Source organism: Pseudomonas sp. UYIF39 (assembly GCF_029963765.1).
GTDB lineage: Bacteria > Pseudomonadota > Gammaproteobacteria > Pseudomonadales > Pseudomonadaceae > Aquipseudomonas.
The window spans coordinates 160,985-177,848 of the sequence record NZ_JALBYU010000004.1 but is presented as its reverse complement, the minus strand read 5'-3'; the positions used below and the strand labels follow the sequence as shown (position 1 = coordinate 177,848).

The following is a 16,864-nucleotide window of genomic DNA, read 5'->3' as shown; positions in this document are numbered from 1 at the left end:
TGTGGCCGTTTGCCGCACTTTTGCCTGCCAGCCCCCGTGCTTGGTTATACTCCGTGCGATCCGCCTGGAGCACTCATCAGGAGAGCTCATGCTCGCCCCCGTTCAAATCACTTCCGCTACTCGCCAGAATCTCTGGCGGCTGACGTTCATCCGCACATTGGTGTTGGCCGCTCAGGCCGGTTCCGTGGGCCTGGCCTACTGGCTCAACTTGCTGCCGCTGCCTTGGTTCCAGCTGGCTGCGACCCTCGGTTGCTCGATGTTGCTGTGCGCGTTCACGGCGATTCGCCTGCGCACCTCATGGCCGGTTACTGAACTCGAATACGCCGTGCAACTGGCCTGCGATCTGTTTATCCACAGTGCCTTGTTGTACTTTTCCGGAGGCTCGACCAACCCCTTCGTCTCTTATTACCTGGTGCCGCTGACCATCGCCGCCGTGACCTTGCCGTGGCGTTATTCGGTGATTCTGTCCGGTATCGCATTGACGATGTACACCTTGCTGCTGGCCCGCTTCTATCCGCTGCAAACCTTCCCGATCGCTCGGGAAAACCTGCAGGTTTACGGGATGTGGCTGAGTTTCGCCCTGGCCGCAGCGGTCATCACCTTCTTCGCTGCACGCATGGCCGAAGAGCTGCGCCGTCAGGAAGAACTGCGCGCCATCCGTCGCGAAGAGGGCCTGCGTGATCAGCAACTGCTGGCCGTCGCCACCCAGGCCGCCGGTGCGGCCCATGAACTGGGCACGCCGCTGGCGACCATGAGCGTGTTGCTCAAGGAAATGCGTCAGGACCATCACGACCCGATGTTGCAGGACGACCTGAGCGTGCTGCAGGATCAGGTCAAACTGTGCAAAGAAACCTTGCAGCAACTGGTGCGCGCCGCCGAGGCCAATCGCCGCTTGGCCGTGGAGATGCAGGACGTCACTGATTGGCTCGACGAAGCGCTGAACCGCTGGCACCTGATGCGCCCGGAAGCCAGTTATCGCTTCCAGCGCTTGGGTCAAGGCACCGTGCCGCGCATGGCACCGCCGCCGGACCTGACCCAGGCGCTGCTGAATTTGCTCAACAACGCCGCCGACGCTTGCCCCGAAGGGCTACAAGTGACGCTGGACTGGAATGCCGAGGATTTGACCATCAGCATTCGCGACCACGGCGCCGGTGTGCCACTGGCCATCGCCGAGCAGATCGGCAAGCCGTTTTTTACCACCAAGGGCAAAGGTTTCGGCCTGGGCCTGTTTTTGAGCAAGGCCAGCGTGACACGCGCTGGCGGCTCAGTGAAACTCTACAGTCATGAGGAAGGCGGCACGCTCACCGAGCTGCGCCTGCCCCGTGTCGCCCGAGGAGACGAACATGAGTGACGAGATCCAAGTCGAAGGCGAAGGCGAAGAACTGCCGCATTTGCTGCTGGTCGACGACGACGCAACGTTTACCCGGGTGATGGCCCGTGCCATGGCCCGCCGCGGCTTTCGCGTCAGCACCGCCGGTTCCGCCGAAGAAGGCTTGACCATCGCTCAGGCCGACCTGCCAGACTACGCCGCGCTGGACCTGAAAATGGACGGCGATTCCGGCCTGGTGCTGTTGCCCAAGCTGCTTGAGCTGGATCCGGAAATGCGCGTGGTAATCCTCACCGGTTATTCGAGCATCGCCACCGCCGTCGAGGCGATCAAGCGCGGTGCCTGCAATTACCTGTGCAAACCGGCGGACGCCGATGACGTGCTGGCCGCGCTGCTCTCCGAGCACGCCGACCTCGACACGCTGGTGCCGGAAAACCCGATGTCGGTGGATCGCCTGCAGTGGGAGCACATCCAGCGCGTGCTGACCGAACACGAAGGCAACATCTCCGCCACTGCCCGCGCCCTGGGCATGCACCGCCGCACGCTGCAGCGCAAACTGCAGAAGCGTCCCGTTCGTCGCTGAACCTGCGCTGAACGAATGCGGGCCGCTCCTCGCGACAAACCGAACCGATCATCTATGATCGGTTCGTGTGTGTTCTTTTCTTTATCGAGCCTTATCCATGAATCAGAACGCTGAATATTCCGCGGTCAACGATGCTGTGCGCGGGCAGTTTTTTCGCAAAGTCTGGGCGATGATCACGCCTTACTGGCGCAGTGAAGAGAAGGGCAAGGCCTGGACGTTGCTGATCGCTGTGATCGCGCTGTCGCTGGTCAGCGTGGGGATCTCGGTGTGGTTCAACACCTGGTACAAGGATTTTTACAACGCCCTGCAACAAAAGGACGAGGCGGCCTTCTGGCGGCTGATCCTGTATTTCTGCGGGATTGCGGCGGTGGCAATCATCGGTGCCGTCTACCGGCTCTATCTGACCCAGATGCTGACCATCCGCTGGCGAGCCTGGCTCACCGAAAAGCATTTTGCCCGCTGGCTCGGCAACAAGAATTACTACCAGCTGGAACAGGGCGGTTACACCGATAACCCGGACCAGCGGATTTCCGAAGACCTCAACAACTTCACCTCGAACACCCTGGAACTGGGCATTGGTTTGCTTCGCAACATTGTCAGCCTGGTGTCGTTCTCGATCATTCTGTGGGGCGTGTCGGGCAGTATCGAAGTGTTCGGTTTCACCGTTCCCGGCTACATGTTCTGGTGTGTGCTGGTCTATGCCGTGATCGGCAGCTGGCTGACGCATTTGATTGGTCGTCGCTTGATCGGTTTGAACAACCAACAACAACGTTTCGAAGCCGACCTGCGTTTTTCCATGGTGCGGATTCGCGAAAACGCCGAAAGCATTGCGCTGTACAACGGCGAGCCCAATGAAAACCGTCGCTTGAGCTACCGTTTCGGGATGGTCTGGCACAACTTCTGGGACATCATGAAGGTGTCCAAGCGTCTGACGTTCTTCACCGCCGGTTATAGCCAGGCCGCTATCATCTTTCCGTTCATGGTCGCGGCACCGCGTTACTTCGCTGGCAAGATCGAACTCGGCGATCTGATGCAAATCAGTTCGGCGTTCGGCAACGTGCAGGAGAGTTTCAGCTGGTTTATCAGTGCGTATCAGAATCTCGCCGCGTGGCGCGCCACCTGTGATCGACTGCTGAGTTTCCGCCAGGCCATGACCGACAACGAAGAGCGGGCGCCGGCCATCGACGTGCAGAATTCAGGTTCAGCGTTGAAGATGCACAACCTCGGCCTCGACCTGGCGGATGGTCGTCATCTGCTGACCAGCGCCGACATGACTGTGGAAGAGGGCGAGCGCGTCATGCTCAGCGGCCGTTCCGGCAGCGGCAAGTCGACCTTGCTGCGGGCGATGGGGCATCTGTGGCCGGCTGGCCACGGCAGCATTCGTCTGCCGGCGGCGCGTTATTTGTTCCTGCCGCAAAAACCCTATCTGCCGATTGGCACGTTGCGTGAAGCGCTGAGTTATCCACAGTCTGGCGATACGTATCCGCACGAACGCTACGTGCATGTGCTGGAAGCCTGCCGTTTGCCGCATTTAGTGTCGCGTCTTGATGAAGCCAATCACTGGCAGCGCATGTTGTCGCCGGGTGAGCAGCAACGTCTGGCCTTCGCTCGTGCGCTGCTTTACGCACCGCAATGGCTGTATATGGACGAAGCGACCTCGGCGATGGACGAGGAGGACGAAGCGTCGCTGTATCAGGCCTTGATCGATGAGATTCCGGGGTTGAGCATTGTCAGCGTCGGGCATCGCAGCAGCCTGAAGCGCTTCCATCCACGGCATGTTCGTATCGAGAATGGCCATCTGGTGGACCAGGCCGTGACGGCATAAACACCACAACCCCTCTTGTGGGAGCGAGCAGGCTCGCTCCCACAAGAGGGGTTGTGGTGTTCACCCCGACGGTGATCGTACAACCACGTTGAGCTATGATGCGGTTTCAGTCGCAACTTTCGAGAAAGACGTTCCCCATGGAAAACCCGATCGACGCACCACGCCTCCCTCGCAAGCGCCGCAGCCTCGCTCAGGAACTGGTGACGGTGCTGTCCGAGCAGATCCGCGACGGCCACCTCAAACGTGGCGACAAGTTGCCCACCGAGTCGGCGATCATGGATGCCCATGGCGTCAGCCGCACCGTGGTGCGCGAAGCGATTTCCCGTTTGCAGGCGGCGGGGCAGGTTGAAACCCGCCACGGCATCGGTACCTTCGTGCTCGACACTCCAAGTCCGAGCGGTTTCCGCATAGACCCGGCGACTGTGGTCACGCTGCGTGACGTGCTGGCGATTCTGGAACTGCGCATCAGCCTCGAAGTGGAATCCGCTGGCCTCGCCGCGCAACGCCGCAGCCCCGAGCAGTTGGCGTTGATGCGAGCGGCGCTGGATGCATTGAATGAAAGTGTCTCGCATGCCAGCGATGCCGTGGCGTCCGACTTCCAGTTCCATCTGCAAATCGCCCTAGCGACGGGCAACCGCTATTTCACCGACATCATGACCCACCTGGGCACCAGCATCATTCCGCGTACACGCCTGAACTCGGCGCGTCTGGCCCATGACGATCAGCAGCACTACATGAATCGTCTGAGCCGTGAGCACGAAGAGATTTACGACGCGATTGCGCGCCAGGATTCGGATGCGGCCCGAGCGGCGATGCGTTTGCATCTGACGAACAGCCGGGAGCGGCTGCGCCATGCGCATGAAGAGGCGGAGGCGCAGCGAGGCTAGGGGTAAGGATCTTCTACCTCGACCGTTTTGTAATCGACATACTCAACGGTGTTGTTCAGCAATACCTTGAATATCTTCAGGGTGATTTTCCAGTACTGACCGGGCAGTGTTTCAAACTCGACGATGTTGTCCACGCTCACATTCAGGTCAAAATCTGATGGCAACTCTAGAGCTGCATGTTTGGTTTTGGCAGGAAAGTTAAACCGGTGGATTGTGCTCATGGGGTATTTACCTATGTAGTGATTGACTGCCCGATTAAGCCTCGGAGGCAGAGGATTCGAAACTGTAAGAAATAACAGTTTCGATGAGCGGTCAGTGTCAGTCTGCACCTTGCGCTGTGATGTAGATCGGTCCCACGCAGAGCGTGGGAACGATCAGGTGCGGGGAATCAGCCGGTCCTGAGAATCGAACGATCCACCCTCACGGTCCACTCAGAAGCCCCAGCCTTGGCATCGAATGCCACATGCCCATGCTCATCAACCACCGCCCGGGCAATCGGCACTCCCTTGGCCAACAACTCCAACGGCGCACCCTTCAGCGATTGCCCCGAAGCCAATTCCAGTTTCAATTTGATAGTCATCATCGATCTCCTTATCAGGCAATGTTGCCAGTGGGTTTGTAATCCTTGAGCAGCAAATAAGTGCTCCAGCCCCACCAGTCATCCACGGTGGCGGTGTCGTTCAGGTTGTTGACGTCCTTGCGTCGCAGCACCTTGTTGCCCTCGACCCTGAACAGCGGCGAGAAGTTGGTCGCCAGGTTCAGTACTGCTTGCAGATCAGGCATCTTTTTCAAGGCGCCGAATTGGCCGGCCGATGGGGCGATTCCACTGAGATACGCCGCGAACACTTCATCCGCAGACACCTGAACAGCTTGATTCACCTGGGCGCGATTGGCGCTGGAGAGGGCGTCGAAGTAGCGCTTGTCCCCATACGCGCGCCATTGATCGCCGTTGCCATTGCGCACATTGAGGCCGAATTTGCTGTCTTCGTCGTGCATGAAACGCGTGATCAACGAACCCAGATCGCTGGGTGTAACCACCGCTGCCAGTTGTTTGCGCGGCACTCGCAGGTGGCCGGCGGAAAACAGGTCGGTCAGGTAGTGATCGGCAAAAGCGTTCATCGCATAGGCCAACTCCAGCTGCTTTTCATCGCCGCTGGTGTGGGCCAGCACCGCTTGTTGCACCGCTGCGGTGTGCCCGGCGATATAGGCCAGCAGCGCCCATTCGGCGAAGTGATCGGCATTGTTGGCGGCCAGTTTCAGGTAGCGGCCAAATGGGAACAACGCCGAAACGATACTGCCGCCGCCAGTGATTTTGTTCCACTCTTCCGACAACGTATCACCGAGGGCGTCATAGGCTTCGTGAGGTTGTTTACCGTCCTTGATCGCCTGCTTGACCGCGGCGATTTCCTTTTGCATGACACCGAGGATCAGCTTGGCCTCGGCATTGGCGGCCGGCAGTACTGCCAGCGAGTTGAAGGCATTGGCAAAGCGCTGGATTCGATCCGCAGCGGTGGCGCCTTCGCTGACAGGTTGATCGGGAATGCCATAAAAATCCCCGCCCAGCGCAACGACCTGGCCGTAGGTCAGCGCTAGTCCATTGGGTAAATGCAGCTCTACCTGTGAGGCGGGGATAGCGGGCGCATCCTTCACGAAACGCAGCAGGGTGCTGTCGCCGATGGCGGTGTGTTCGCCGCCCTCGAACCTTAGCTGCGGCTTGCTTTTCAAGGCTTTACCGACAGGGGCGGTGGGACCGTGAGGCGCGTCATTGTGTTCACCGAGATGCAAAATCAGCGAACTGTTCTCGACGATGGCGATGCCATGCTCGGTAAAAAGATCATCCAGTTCGGCGATGACCTGTTTTGGTTTTTCCTTCGGTTGTGCGTGTAGACCTGACATTTCTATCTCCTTGATATGTCGTCGGTACAATCAAAAAATAACTGTATGCATATACAGTCATCTGGATCATAGATGAGAAATTTCCTACGTCAAGAAAATACCTTTCCGACCCAAATTCTGCGGTTGGCGATGAAATGCAGTTGACGGTTATTATTTAAGTTGTACGATGACATACAACTTCGGCGCAGGCTGAACGGTTTTCTCACACACACATACGTCGCTACCCAGGGTGTTCGAATAATGAATCCACAAGAACTGAAGTCCATCCTCTCTTCCGGTCTGTTGTCTTTCCCGGTTACCGATTTCAATGCTCAGGGCGATTTCCACCGCGCTGGCTACATCAAACGTCTCGAATGGCTGGCCCCATACGGCGCCTCGGCATTGTTCGCCGCGGGCGGCACCGGTGAGTTCTTCTCTCTGGCGGCCAGCGAATATTCGGAAATCATCAAGACTGCCGTCGACACCTGTGAAACCAGCGTGCCGATTCTGGCCGGCGTTGGCGGCTCGACTCGTCAAGCCATCGAATACGCACAGGAAGCCGAGCGCCTGGGCGCCAAAGGCCTGTTGCTGCTGCCGCACTACCTGACCGAAGCCAGCCAGGACGGCGTTGCCGCCCACGTTGAAGCCGTGTGCAAATCGGTAAAAATCGGCGTGGTGGTTTACAACCGCAACGTCTGCCGCCTGACCGCGCCGCTGCTGGAACGTCTGGCCGAGCGCTGCCCGAACCTGATCGGCTACAAGGATGGCCTGGGCGATATCGAGTTGATGGTGTCGATCCGTCGCCGCCTCGGTGATCGCTTCAGCTACCTGGGCGGTTTGCCGACAGCTGAAGTCTACGCCGCGGCTTACAAGGCTTTGGGCGTGCCGGTTTACTCCTCGGCGGTGTTCAACTTCATCCCGAAAACCGCGATGGATTTCTACCACGCCATTGCCCGCGAAGATCACGCCACCGTCGGCAAGATCATCGACGACTTCTTCCTGCCGTACCTGGACATCCGTAACCGCAAAGCGGGCTACGCGGTGAGCATCGTCAAGGCCGGGGCAAAAATTGTCGGCTATGACGCAGGTCCTGTGCGTGCGCCGCTGACCGATCTGACGGGCGAAGAGTACGAAATGCTCGCCGCGCTGATCGACAAGCAAGGTGCGCAGTAACACACCCGATTAACAAGGCTGCTGAGTATTCAGCGGCCTTTTGCGTAAGGTCTTTTTGTTTTGAGGGACAGCCCGTGACAAATGCAAAGCGTTTTGATAACTACATCAATGGTGAATGGGTTGCGGGTAGCGATTACTCCACCAATATCAACCCGTCCGAATTGACCGACACCATTGGCGAATACGCCAAAGCCGATCTGGCTCAGGTTCACGCCGCCATCGACGCCGCTCGCGCCGCGTTCCCGGCGTGGTCCACTTCGGGCATTCAGGCGCGTCACGATTCCCTGGATAAAGTTGGCACTGAAATCCTTGCTCGCCGCGAAGAACTCGGCACCTTGCTGGCTCGGGAAGAGGGCAAGACCCTGCCCGAAGCCATCGGCGAAGTGACCCGCGCCGGGAACATCTTCAAGTTTTTCGCCGGTGAAACCCTGCGTCTGTCCGGCGATTACTTGCCGTCGGTACGTCCGGGTGTGAACGTCGAAGTGACTCGCGAAGCGCTGGGTGTGGTCGGTCTGATTACGCCATGGAACTTCCCGATCGCCATCCCTGCGTGGAAAATCGCCCCGGCTCTGGCCTACGGCAACTGCGTCGTGCTGAAACCGGCGGATCTGGTGCCGGGTTGCGCCTGGGCGCTGGCCGAAATCATCTCCCGCGCAGGCTTCCCCGCCGGCGTGTTCAACCTGGTGATGGGCAGCGGTCGTGTGGTTGGCGATGCGCTGGTGCAGAGCCCGAAAGTCGACGGCATCAGCTTCACCGGTTCCGTGGGCGTCGGTCGTCAGATCGCCGTCAGCTGCGTGTCGCGTCAGGCCAAGGTTCAGCTGGAAATGGGCGGCAAGAACCCGCAGATCATTCTCGACGACGCCGACCTCAAGCAAGCGGTCGAGCTGTCGGTACAGAGCGCGTTCTACTCCACCGGCCAGCGTTGCACGGCTTCGAGCCGCTTCATCGTCACTGCCGGTATTCACGACAAATTCGTCGAAGCCGTGGCTGAGCGCATGAAGTCGATCAAGGTCGGTCACGCGTTGAAAACCGGCACCGACATTGGTCCGGTCGTCTCGCAAGCGCAGCTTGAACAGGACATGAAGTACATCGACATCGGCCAGTCCGAGGGTGCACGTCTGGTCAGCGGCGGCGGTCTGGTGACCTGCGATACCGAAGGCTATTACCTCGCGCCAACCCTGTTTGCCGACAGCGAAGCTGCGATGCGCATCAGCCGCGAAGAGATCTTCGGCCCGGTGGCCAACGTGGTTCGCGTCGCGGATTACGAGGCCGCGCTGGCCATGGCCAACGACACCGAGTTCGGTCTGTCGGCGGGCATCGCCACCACGTCGTTGAAGTACGCCAACCACTTCAAACGCCACTCCCAGGCCGGGATGGTGATGGTCAACCTGCCGACGGCGGGCGTGGATTACCACGTTCCATTCGGTGGGCGTAAAGGTTCATCCTATGGGTCTCGCGAGCAAGGTCGCTACGCGCAAGAGTTCTACACCGTGGTGAAGACCTCCTACATCGGTTCCTGATACACCGCCGTACCTGTGGGAGCTGGCTTGCCTGCGATAGCATCACCGCGTTGATTCTGACACTGCGCGGCGCCTGCATCGCGGGCAAGCCCGGCTCCCACAAAAGCCAGATCCGGCAAGAAATTGTTATTACCCGCATAAAAATAATCAGTGGGAGTACATCTACATGCAAGCGACCAAGCCGACCCACGTCCGCTATTTGATTTTGCTCATGCTTTTTCTGGTGACCACGATCAACTACGCCGACCGGGCTACCATCGCCATCGCGGGCTCCAGCCTGCAAAAAGACCTCGGCATCGACGCGGTCACTCTCGGTTATATCTTCTCCGCATTCGGTTGGGCCTACGTGGCCGGGCAAATTCCCGGTGGCTGGCTGCTGGACCGTTTCGGCTCGAAAAAAATCTACGCGCTCAGCATCTTCACCTGGTCGCTGTTCACCGTGTTGCAGGGCTATGTCGGTGAGTTCGGCATGTCCACGGCGGTGGTTGCGCTGTTCATGCTGCGCTTCCTGGTGGGCCTGGCCGAAGCGCCATCCTTCCCCGGTAACGCGCGCATCGTTGCGGCCTGGTTCCCGACCGCCGAACGCGGTACGGCGTCTGCGATTTTCAACTCGGCGCAATACTTCGCCACGGTGCTGTTTGCGCCGCTGATGGGGTGGATCGTTTACAGCTTCGGCTGGCAGCACGTGTTCATCGTCATGGGCGTGATCGGCATCATCTTCTCGGGGATCTGGCTGAAGGTTATCCACAGCCCGCGTCAGCATCCGATGATCAATGACGCCGAGTTCAAACACATCGCCGACAACGGCGGCATGGTCGACATGGACCAGGACAAGGGCAAAGGCAAAAAGGTCGATGGACCGAAGTGGGATTACATCCGCCAGTTGCTGACCAACCGCATGATGCTTGGTGTGTATCTGGGCCAGTACTGCATCAACGGTATCACCTACTTCTTCCTGACCTGGTTCCCGGTGTACCTGGTGCAAGAACGCGGCATGACCATCCTCAAGGCGGGTTTCATTGCCTCGTTGCCGGCGATCTGCGGCTTTATCGGTGGTGTGCTCGGAGGCGTGATTTCCGACTACCTGCTGCGCAAGGGACATTCCCTAACTTTCGCCCGCAAGGCGCCGATCATTGCTGGCTTGTTGGTCTCCAGCAGCATCGTGGCCTGTAACTACGTGGACGTTGAATGGATGGTCGTCGGCTTCATGGCCCTCGCATTCTTCGGTAAAGGCGTTGGCGCACTGGGCTGGGCGGTGGTGTCCGACACCTCGCCGAAGCAGATCGCCGGTTTGAGTGGCGGCCTGTTCAACATGTTCGGCAACATCGCTTCCATCACTACGCCGATCGTCATCGGTTACATCATCAGTTCCACCGGCTCGTTCAAATGGGCGCTGGTGTTTGTCGGTTGCAACGCACTGGTCGCGGTGTTCAGCTACCTGGTAATCGTTGGTCCGATCAAACGTGTGGTACTCAAGGAGCCGCCAGTCGGCGGTCCTGAAACCAATAACAAATTGTCTCAAGCGCATTCCTGAGGAGCGGCGTCATGCAGTTGATTGAACATTCCGACTCGCCGCGCTACATCCGCCTGCACGAGCGGGACAACGTCGTGATCGTGGTCAATGACCAAGGCGTGCCGGCCGGTACCGAATTTCCGGACGGCCTGGTCACCGTGGACTTCGTGCCACAGAGCCACAAGGTCACCCTGGAAGACATTCCCGAAGGCGGCCAGGTGATTCGTTACGGCCAGACCATCGGCTACGCGTTGCAGCCGATTCCGCGCGGCAGCTGGGTCAAGGAAGATCAACTGCGCATGCCCACCGCGCCGCCGCTGGACAGCTTGCCGCTGTCCACCGAAGTGCCGGCGGCGCAGGCACCGCTGGAAGGCTTCACGTTCGAGGGTTATCGCAACGCCGACGGCACCGTCGGCACGCGCAACATTCTCGGGATTACCACGACGGTTCAGTGCGTCACCGGCGTGCTGGACCATGCGGTCAAGCGCATCAAGGACGAGTTGCTGCCCAAGTATCCGCACGTCGATGACGTGGTCGCGTTGACCCACAGCTACGGCTGTGGGGTGGCGATTACCGCGACTGACGCGTACATCCCGATTCGTACGGTGCGCAATCTGGCGCGCAACCCGAACCTGGGTGGCGAGGCCTTGGTCATCAGCCTGGGCTGCGAGAAATTGCAGGCCGGACAGGTGATGCACGAGAACGACAGCTCGGTGGATTTGAGCGATCCGTGGTTGTACCGCTTGCAGGATTCCAGTCACGGTTTCACCGAGATGATCGAGCAGATCATGGCGTTGGCCGAGACCCGTTTGAAGAAGCTCGATCTGCGTCGCCGGGAAACCGTGCCGGCGTCCGAGTTGATTCTCGGTATGCAGTGCGGCGGTAGCGATGCGTTTTCCGGCATCACCGCCAACCCTGCGTTGGGTTATGCATCGGACCTGTTATTGCGAGCCGGCGCGACGGTGATGTTTTCCGAAGTCACCGAAGTGCGCGATGCGATTTACCTGCTGACTTCACGTGCGGAAACAGAAGAAGTCGCTCAGGAACTGGTGCGCGAGATGGACTGGTACGACCGTTACCTGGCCAAGGGCGAAGCGGATCGCAGCGCCAACACCACGCCGGGCAACAAGAAGGGCGGGTTGTCGAACATTGTCGAGAAGTCCCTGGGCTCGATCGTCAAATCCGGCAGCAGCGCGATCAACGGGGTGCTGGGTCCTGGTGAGCGGTTCAAGCGCAAAGGGCTGATCTTCTGTGCGACCCCGGCCAGTGATTTTGTCTGCGGGACGTTGCAACTGGCGGCGGGGATGAATCTGCACGTGTTCACCACCGGACGTGGCACGCCGTATGGGTTGGCGATGGCGCCGGTGGTGAAGGTGTCGACCCGGACCGAGCTGGCGCAGCGATGGCCAGACCTGATCGACATCGATGCCGGACGGATTGCGACCGGGCGGGCGTCGATTGAGGACCTTGGCTGGGAGTTGTTTCACTACTACCTGGATGTGGCCAGCGGCAAGAAGCAAACCTGGGCCGAGAAACACAAGCTGCATAACGACATCACCTTGTTCAACCCGGCGCCGATTACGTAGACCGAGTCGCCTGCATCGCGAGCAAGCTCGCTCCCACAGGGGATCTTCTTTGTTGCACAAATTGCGTGGACATCGAAGATCCCCTGTGGGAGTGAGCCTGCTCGCGAAAGCGGTCTACCAGACGGCGGAGTCCCTAGTGGCTTATCATTAGCCCCCTAACGACGCTCACCCAAGGTTATCCCCGGCATGCTGGCAATTTTCCTCGAAACCCTGAACATCACCGCGCCGGTGTTTGCCATGCTGTTTCTGGGGGCGCTGCTCAAGCGCATTGACTGGATCAACGACAACTTCATCCACACTGCGTCGGCCCTGGTGTTTAACGTCACCATGCCGGCGTTGCTGTTTCTGGGCATCCTGCATGCCGACCTGCATGCCGCGTTGCAACCGGCGCTGCTCATTTACTTCTCGCTCGCCACTCTGGCGTGTTTCGCCATCGCCTGGGGTTGGGCGATCTGGAAGTGCCCGCGGGAAGACCGGGGGATCTACACCCAGGGCGCCTTTCGCGGCAACAACGGGGTGATCGGCCTCGCATTGGCGGCGAGCATGTACGGCGACTACGGGATATCCCTCGGGGCGATTCTCGCGGCGTTGGTCATCCTGTTTTACAACACGCTCTCGACCATTGTGCTGGCGGTGTACAGCCCGGTGATCAAGTCCGACCCTTGGAGCATCTGCAAAAGCGTGATGGTCAATCCGCTGATCATCAGCGTGTTTGCAGCGGCGCCGTTTGCCTACTTCAAGATCAGCTTGCCGGGATGGCTGGAGACGTCCGGCCGATATCTGGCGCAAACCACCTTGCCATTGGCGCTGATCTGCATCGGCGGCACGTTGTCGCTGGCAGCGCTGCGCAAAAGCGGCAACATGGCGCTCAGCTCAAGTCTGGTGAAAATGATCGGCCTGCCGGTTCTGGCGACGCTGGGTGCGTGGCTCTGGGGCTTTCGTGGTGCGGAGTTGGGGATTCTGTTCCTGTACTTCGGCAGCCCGACCGCCGCGGCCAGTTTTGTCATGGCCCGTCAGGCCAATGGCAATCACGAACTGGCGGCGGCGATCATCGTGATCACCACGTTGATGGCGGCGGTCACCACCAACCTCGGGATCTTCCTGTTGCAGTGGGGCGGCTGGATCTAGTCGGCTTTCTGGTAGCTGTCGATCACTTCCTGCGCCGCCCGAAACGCATCGATGGCCGCCGGGACACCGGCATACACCGCGCAATGCAGCAGCGCTTCACGAATCTCTTCCACGGTGCAGCCATTGTTCAGCGCGCCACGCACGTGACCTTTCAATTCCTGCGGGCACTTCAACGCGGTCAGCGCGGCGAGGGTGATCAGGCTGCGGGTTTTCAATGGCAAACCTTCACGGTTCCAGACGCTGCCCCAGGCGTGCTCGTTGACGAAATCCTGCAGCGGTTGCGTGAACTCGGTGGCATTGCCCAGCGCGCGGTCGACGAAGGCGTCGCCCATCACTTGGCGACGGACTTCAACCCCAGGCTTTTTATCATCGGTCATGGCAAATCCTTATTGTGGTGTTGGCGACGCCAGGCGCGCAGCGACGTGAACAGCAAAAACGCCATCAGCGCCGGCAGGACAAAAAACAGCATCAGGTGTTCAAGCTTGCCGGCCAGCGGCATGCCGGTGGTAAACGACACCACGTGCAGACCGTAAGCCAAATACAAACCCAAAAACACCAGACCTTCGGCGCGGGTCACCCGGTAACCGGAATAGAACACCGGCAGGCACAACGCCGCGACACCGAGCATCACCGGCAAGTCAAAATCCAGGGCGTTGGGCGATACCGACAGCGGCGACGGCGCGACCAACGCGGTGAAGCCCAGCACGCCCAGGAGATTGAACAGGTTGCTGCCGATCACGTTGCCCACGGCGATGTCGCGCTCACCACGCCAGGCGGCGATCAACGAGGTGGCCAGTTCCGGCAGGGAGGTGCTGACGGCGACGATGGTCAGGCCGATGATCCGCTCCGACAACCCCAGATCGGTCGCGACCGAAACCGCCGCGCCCAGCAGCAAGTGCCCGGCGTAGACCAGCATCGCCAATCCCGCGACGATCATCAGCAGACTGCTGATCCATGGCGCTTGCGGGACTTCGTGGGTCATCGTTTGCGGGCGGGTCGAGTGCCGCGACTGGCGCAGCAGCAGGCCCAGATACAGCACCAGTGCCGCCAGCAGCATCACGCCATCGGCGCGGGTCAGTTCTTCGTTCCACGCCAATACGAACACCAGCAGGCTGGCGCCGATCATCAGCGGGATATCCAGGCGCACCAGTTGCCGTGAAACCCGCAGCGGGATGATCAGCGCCGAGAGACCGAGGGTGACGAGGATGTTGAAGATGCTACTGCCGATCACGCTGCCGACGGCGATGTCGGCGTTCTGCGCCAGGGTCGCCTGCAGGCTGACCGCCATCTGCGGTGCGCTGCTGCCGAGGGCGACGATGGTCAGGCCGATAATCAGCGGTCGTACATGCAGGCGCGCGGCGAGGCGCACGGCGGCGCGCACCATCAACTCGGCGCCGGCGATCAGCAACAGCAAGCCGCTGAGCAATTCAATCACGCTGATCAGGGGTAAATCGGCAAGTCCGAAAATGGTCAGCGCTCCGTCTATCAGTCGTCGAGGGCTTGCACGCGAACCTTCGCGGTGCCGCTACTGAGCATACCCAGTTGTTCGGCCGCTTCATGTGAAACATCGATCAGACGCCCACGGGTGTGCGGCCCGCGATCGTTGATGCGAACCACGCAGGACTTGTCGTTGTTCAGATTGGTGACCTTCACTCGCGTGCCAAAGGGCAACTGGCGATGGGCGGCGGTCAGGGAGTTCTTGTTGAAACGCTCGCCACTGGCGGTGCGTTTACCTTGGTGTTTGGCGCCGTAATACGAGGCAACACCGGTCTTGTCATAGCCGTGTGGATCGATGGTGTCGGTGCTGGCGCAACCGGCCAGCAGAGAGAGCAGGGCACAGGTACTGAGGAAGCGTTTCATTCGAAGGTTTCCACATACAAATGTGGGAGCGGGGGGGGGGGGGGGGGGGGGGGGGGCCCCCCCCCCCCCCCCCCCCCCCCCCCCCCCCCCGCTCCCACAGGGATTAGAGCCAGGCTTTAAATCTGGCTCCATTCTCATCAGCCTTCGAGCTTGCTTTTCAGCAGTTCGTTGACCTGTTGCGGGTTGGCCTTGCCTTTGGAGGCTTTCATGGCCTGGCCGACGAAGAAGCCGAACATCTTGCCGCGTTTGGCTTCGTCTGCCGCGCGATACTGTTCAACTTGTTCGGCATTGGCCGCGAGCATTTCGTCCAACACTGCCGAGATCGCGCCCGTGTCGGTCACTTGCTTCAGGCCGCGCTTGTCGATGATCTCGTCCGCGCTGCCTTCGCCGTTGGCCATGGCTTCAAACACAACCTTGGCGATCTTGCCGGAGATGGTGTTGTCGGTGATGCGCAGCAGCATGCCGCCCAGTTGCTCGGCCGAGACCGGCGACTGGTCGATGTCCAGGCCCTGTTTGTTCAACAGGCTGCCCAATTCAACCATCACCCAGTTGGCCGCCAGCTTGGCGTCGCCGCCGATGCTCACGACTTTCTCGAAGTAATCGGCTTGCTCGCGGCTGGTGGCCAGGACGCTGGCGTCATAGACCGACAGACCGAACTGCGCCTGGAAGCGCTCGCGTTTCTGCGGTGGCAATTCCGGCAGGGTGGCGCGCACGTCGTCGAGGAACGAGTCTTCGATGACCACCGGCAGCAGGTCCGGATCGGGGAAGTAACGGTAGTCGTTGGCTTCCTCTTTGCTGCGCATCGGACGGGTTTCGTCCTTGTTTGGATCGTACAGACGAGTCTGCTGGATCACCTTGCCGCCGTCTTCGATCAGTTCGATCTGACGCTGCACTTCGGTGTTGATCGCCTTCTCGATGAAACGGAACGAGTTGACGTTCTTGATCTCGCAGCGCGTGCCGAATTCAACCTGGCCTTTTGGACGGATCGACACGTTGCAGTCGCAACGCAGCGAACCTTCGGCCATGTTGCCGTCGCAAATGCCCAGGTAACGCACCAGCGCGTGAACCGTCTTGACGTAGGCCACGGCTTCCTTGGCGCTGCGCATGTCCGGTTCGGACACGATTTCCAGCAGCGGCGTGCCGGCGCGGTTCAGGTCGATGCCGGTGGCACCGTTGAATTCTTCGTGCAGGCTTTTACCGGCGTCTTCTTCCAGGTGCGCACGGGTCACGCCGACACGTTTGATCGTGCCGTCTTCCATGGCGATGTCCAGGTGGCCTTTGCCGACGATCGGCAATTCCATCTGGCTGATCTGGTAGCCCTTCGGCAGGTCCGGGTAGAAATAGTTTTTACGGGCGAACACGTTGTGCTGGCCGATCTCGGCATCGATGGCGAGACCGAACATCACCGCCATGCGCACTGCTTCCTGGTTCAGCACCGGCAATACGCCGGGCATACCGAGGTCAACCAGGCTGGCCTGGGTGTTCGGCTCGGAACCGAAAGTGGTGGAGCTACCGGAAAAGATTTTCGACCGGGTGGTGAGCTGGGTGTGAATCTCCAGCCCGATCACGACTTCCCATTGCATGTGT

At 59.8% G+C, this 16,864-nt stretch carries 16 protein-coding genes; 9 read left to right on the top strand and 7 right to left on the bottom strand.

Annotated elements, in window-relative coordinates:
• Window positions 1–88: 88 nt before the first annotated feature.
• From MO767_RS07415 to MO767_RS07400, 4 genes are all read left to right on the top strand, one after another.
• Window positions 89–1,351 carry an ATP-binding protein gene (locus MO767_RS07415; protein ID WP_046045825.1) on the top strand — a complete coding sequence of 421 codons (1,263 nt, stop codon included), beginning with the start codon at window positions 89–91 and terminating at the stop codon, window positions 1,349–1,351.
• On the top strand, window positions 1,344–1,910 hold the full coding sequence (locus tag MO767_RS07410; RefSeq protein WP_008148925.1) for a response regulator transcription factor: 567 nt from the start codon (window positions 1,344–1,346) through the stop codon (window positions 1,908–1,910). The genes MO767_RS07415 and MO767_RS07410 overlap by 8 nt, the downstream gene beginning before the upstream one ends.
• Before the next feature lie 97 nt (window positions 1,911–2,007).
• The gene (locus MO767_RS07405) at window positions 2,008–3,735 is read left to right on the top strand and encodes an ABC transporter ATP-binding protein/permease (RefSeq protein ID WP_282479995.1); all 1,728 of its coding nucleotides are present in this window, start codon (window positions 2,008–2,010) and stop codon (window positions 3,733–3,735) included.
• A 137-nt stretch (window positions 3,736–3,872) separates the two neighbouring features.
• Entirely contained in the window at window positions 3,873–4,622 is a 750-nt protein-coding gene (locus MO767_RS07400; protein ID WP_046045828.1) for a FadR/GntR family transcriptional regulator, read from the top strand.
• Here the strand turns inward: MO767_RS07400 and MO767_RS07395 are convergent.
• The 3 genes from MO767_RS07395 to MO767_RS07385 form a co-directional block, all read right to left on the bottom strand.
• Entirely contained in the window at window positions 4,619–4,843 is a 225-nt protein-coding gene (locus tag MO767_RS07395) for a hypothetical protein (RefSeq protein WP_282479994.1), read from the bottom strand. The genes MO767_RS07400 and MO767_RS07395 overlap by 4 nt on opposite strands.
• A gap of 167 nt (window positions 4,844–5,010) precedes the next feature.
• On the bottom strand, window positions 5,011–5,202 hold the full coding sequence (locus MO767_RS07390) for a hypothetical protein (protein ID WP_282479993.1): 192 nt from the start codon (window positions 5,200–5,202) through the stop codon (window positions 5,011–5,013).
• 14 nt (window positions 5,203–5,216) lie between these two features.
• On the bottom strand, window positions 5,217–6,518 hold the full coding sequence (locus MO767_RS07385) for a phospholipase (RefSeq protein WP_282479992.1): 1,302 nt from the start codon (window positions 6,516–6,518) through the stop codon (window positions 5,217–5,219).
• A gap of 240 nt (window positions 6,519–6,758) precedes the next feature.
• Here MO767_RS07385 and kdgD point away from each other — a divergent pair, with 240 nt between their 5' ends.
• The 5 genes from kdgD to MO767_RS07360 all read left to right on the top strand — a co-directional run bounded on the left by kdgD (window position 6,759) and on the right by MO767_RS07360 (window position 13,417).
• Complete coding sequence (kdgD, locus tag MO767_RS07380) at window positions 6,759–7,670, top strand: 5-dehydro-4-deoxyglucarate dehydratase (RefSeq protein ID WP_046045831.1); 912 nt, start codon at window positions 6,759–6,761, stop codon at window positions 7,668–7,670.
• Window positions 7,671–7,744: 74 nt separating this feature from the next.
• On the top strand, window positions 7,745–9,190 hold the full coding sequence (locus tag MO767_RS07375; protein ID WP_282479991.1) for an aldehyde dehydrogenase family protein: 1,446 nt from the start codon (window positions 7,745–7,747) through the stop codon (window positions 9,188–9,190).
• A gap of 166 nt (window positions 9,191–9,356) precedes the next feature.
• Window positions 9,357–10,724, top strand: a complete 1,368-nt coding sequence (locus tag MO767_RS07370) for an MFS transporter (RefSeq protein ID WP_282479990.1) — start codon at window positions 9,357–9,359, stop codon at window positions 10,722–10,724.
• Window positions 10,725–10,735: 11 nt separating this feature from the next.
• Window positions 10,736–12,289, top strand: a complete 1,554-nt coding sequence (gene garD / locus MO767_RS07365; protein ID WP_282479989.1) for a galactarate dehydratase — start codon at window positions 10,736–10,738, stop codon at window positions 12,287–12,289.
• A 186-nt stretch (window positions 12,290–12,475) separates the two neighbouring features.
• Entirely contained in the window at window positions 12,476–13,417 is a 942-nt protein-coding gene (locus MO767_RS07360) for an AEC family transporter (protein ID WP_282479988.1), read from the top strand.
• On the opposite strand, the gene MO767_RS07355 is transcribed toward MO767_RS07360, so the two are convergent.
• The 4 genes from MO767_RS07355 to gatB all read right to left on the bottom strand — a co-directional run bounded on the left by MO767_RS07355 (window position 13,414) and on the right by gatB (window position 16,860).
• Window positions 13,414–13,794 (bottom strand): carboxymuconolactone decarboxylase family protein, encoded by a 381-nt coding sequence (locus tag MO767_RS07355; RefSeq protein ID WP_149630540.1) that lies wholly within the window; start codon window positions 13,792–13,794, stop codon window positions 13,414–13,416. The genes MO767_RS07360 and MO767_RS07355 overlap by 4 nt on opposite strands.
• Entirely contained in the window at window positions 13,791–14,852 is a 1,062-nt protein-coding gene (locus MO767_RS07350) for a calcium/sodium antiporter (protein WP_282479987.1), read from the bottom strand. Before MO767_RS07350 ends, MO767_RS07355 begins: the two co-directional genes overlap by 4 nt.
• A 50-nt stretch (window positions 14,853–14,902) precedes the next feature.
• Entirely contained in the window at window positions 14,903–15,277 is a 375-nt protein-coding gene (locus MO767_RS07345; protein ID WP_134422013.1) for a septal ring lytic transglycosylase RlpA family protein, read from the bottom strand.
• A gap of 137 nt (window positions 15,278–15,414) precedes the next feature.
• Window positions 15,415–16,860: an Asp-tRNA(Asn)/Glu-tRNA(Gln) amidotransferase subunit GatB gene (gene gatB, locus MO767_RS07340; RefSeq protein ID WP_282479986.1), complete on the bottom strand. Its 1,446-nt coding sequence runs from the start codon at window positions 16,858–16,860 to the stop codon at window positions 15,415–15,417.
• Window positions 16,861–16,864: the final 4 nt, after the last annotated feature.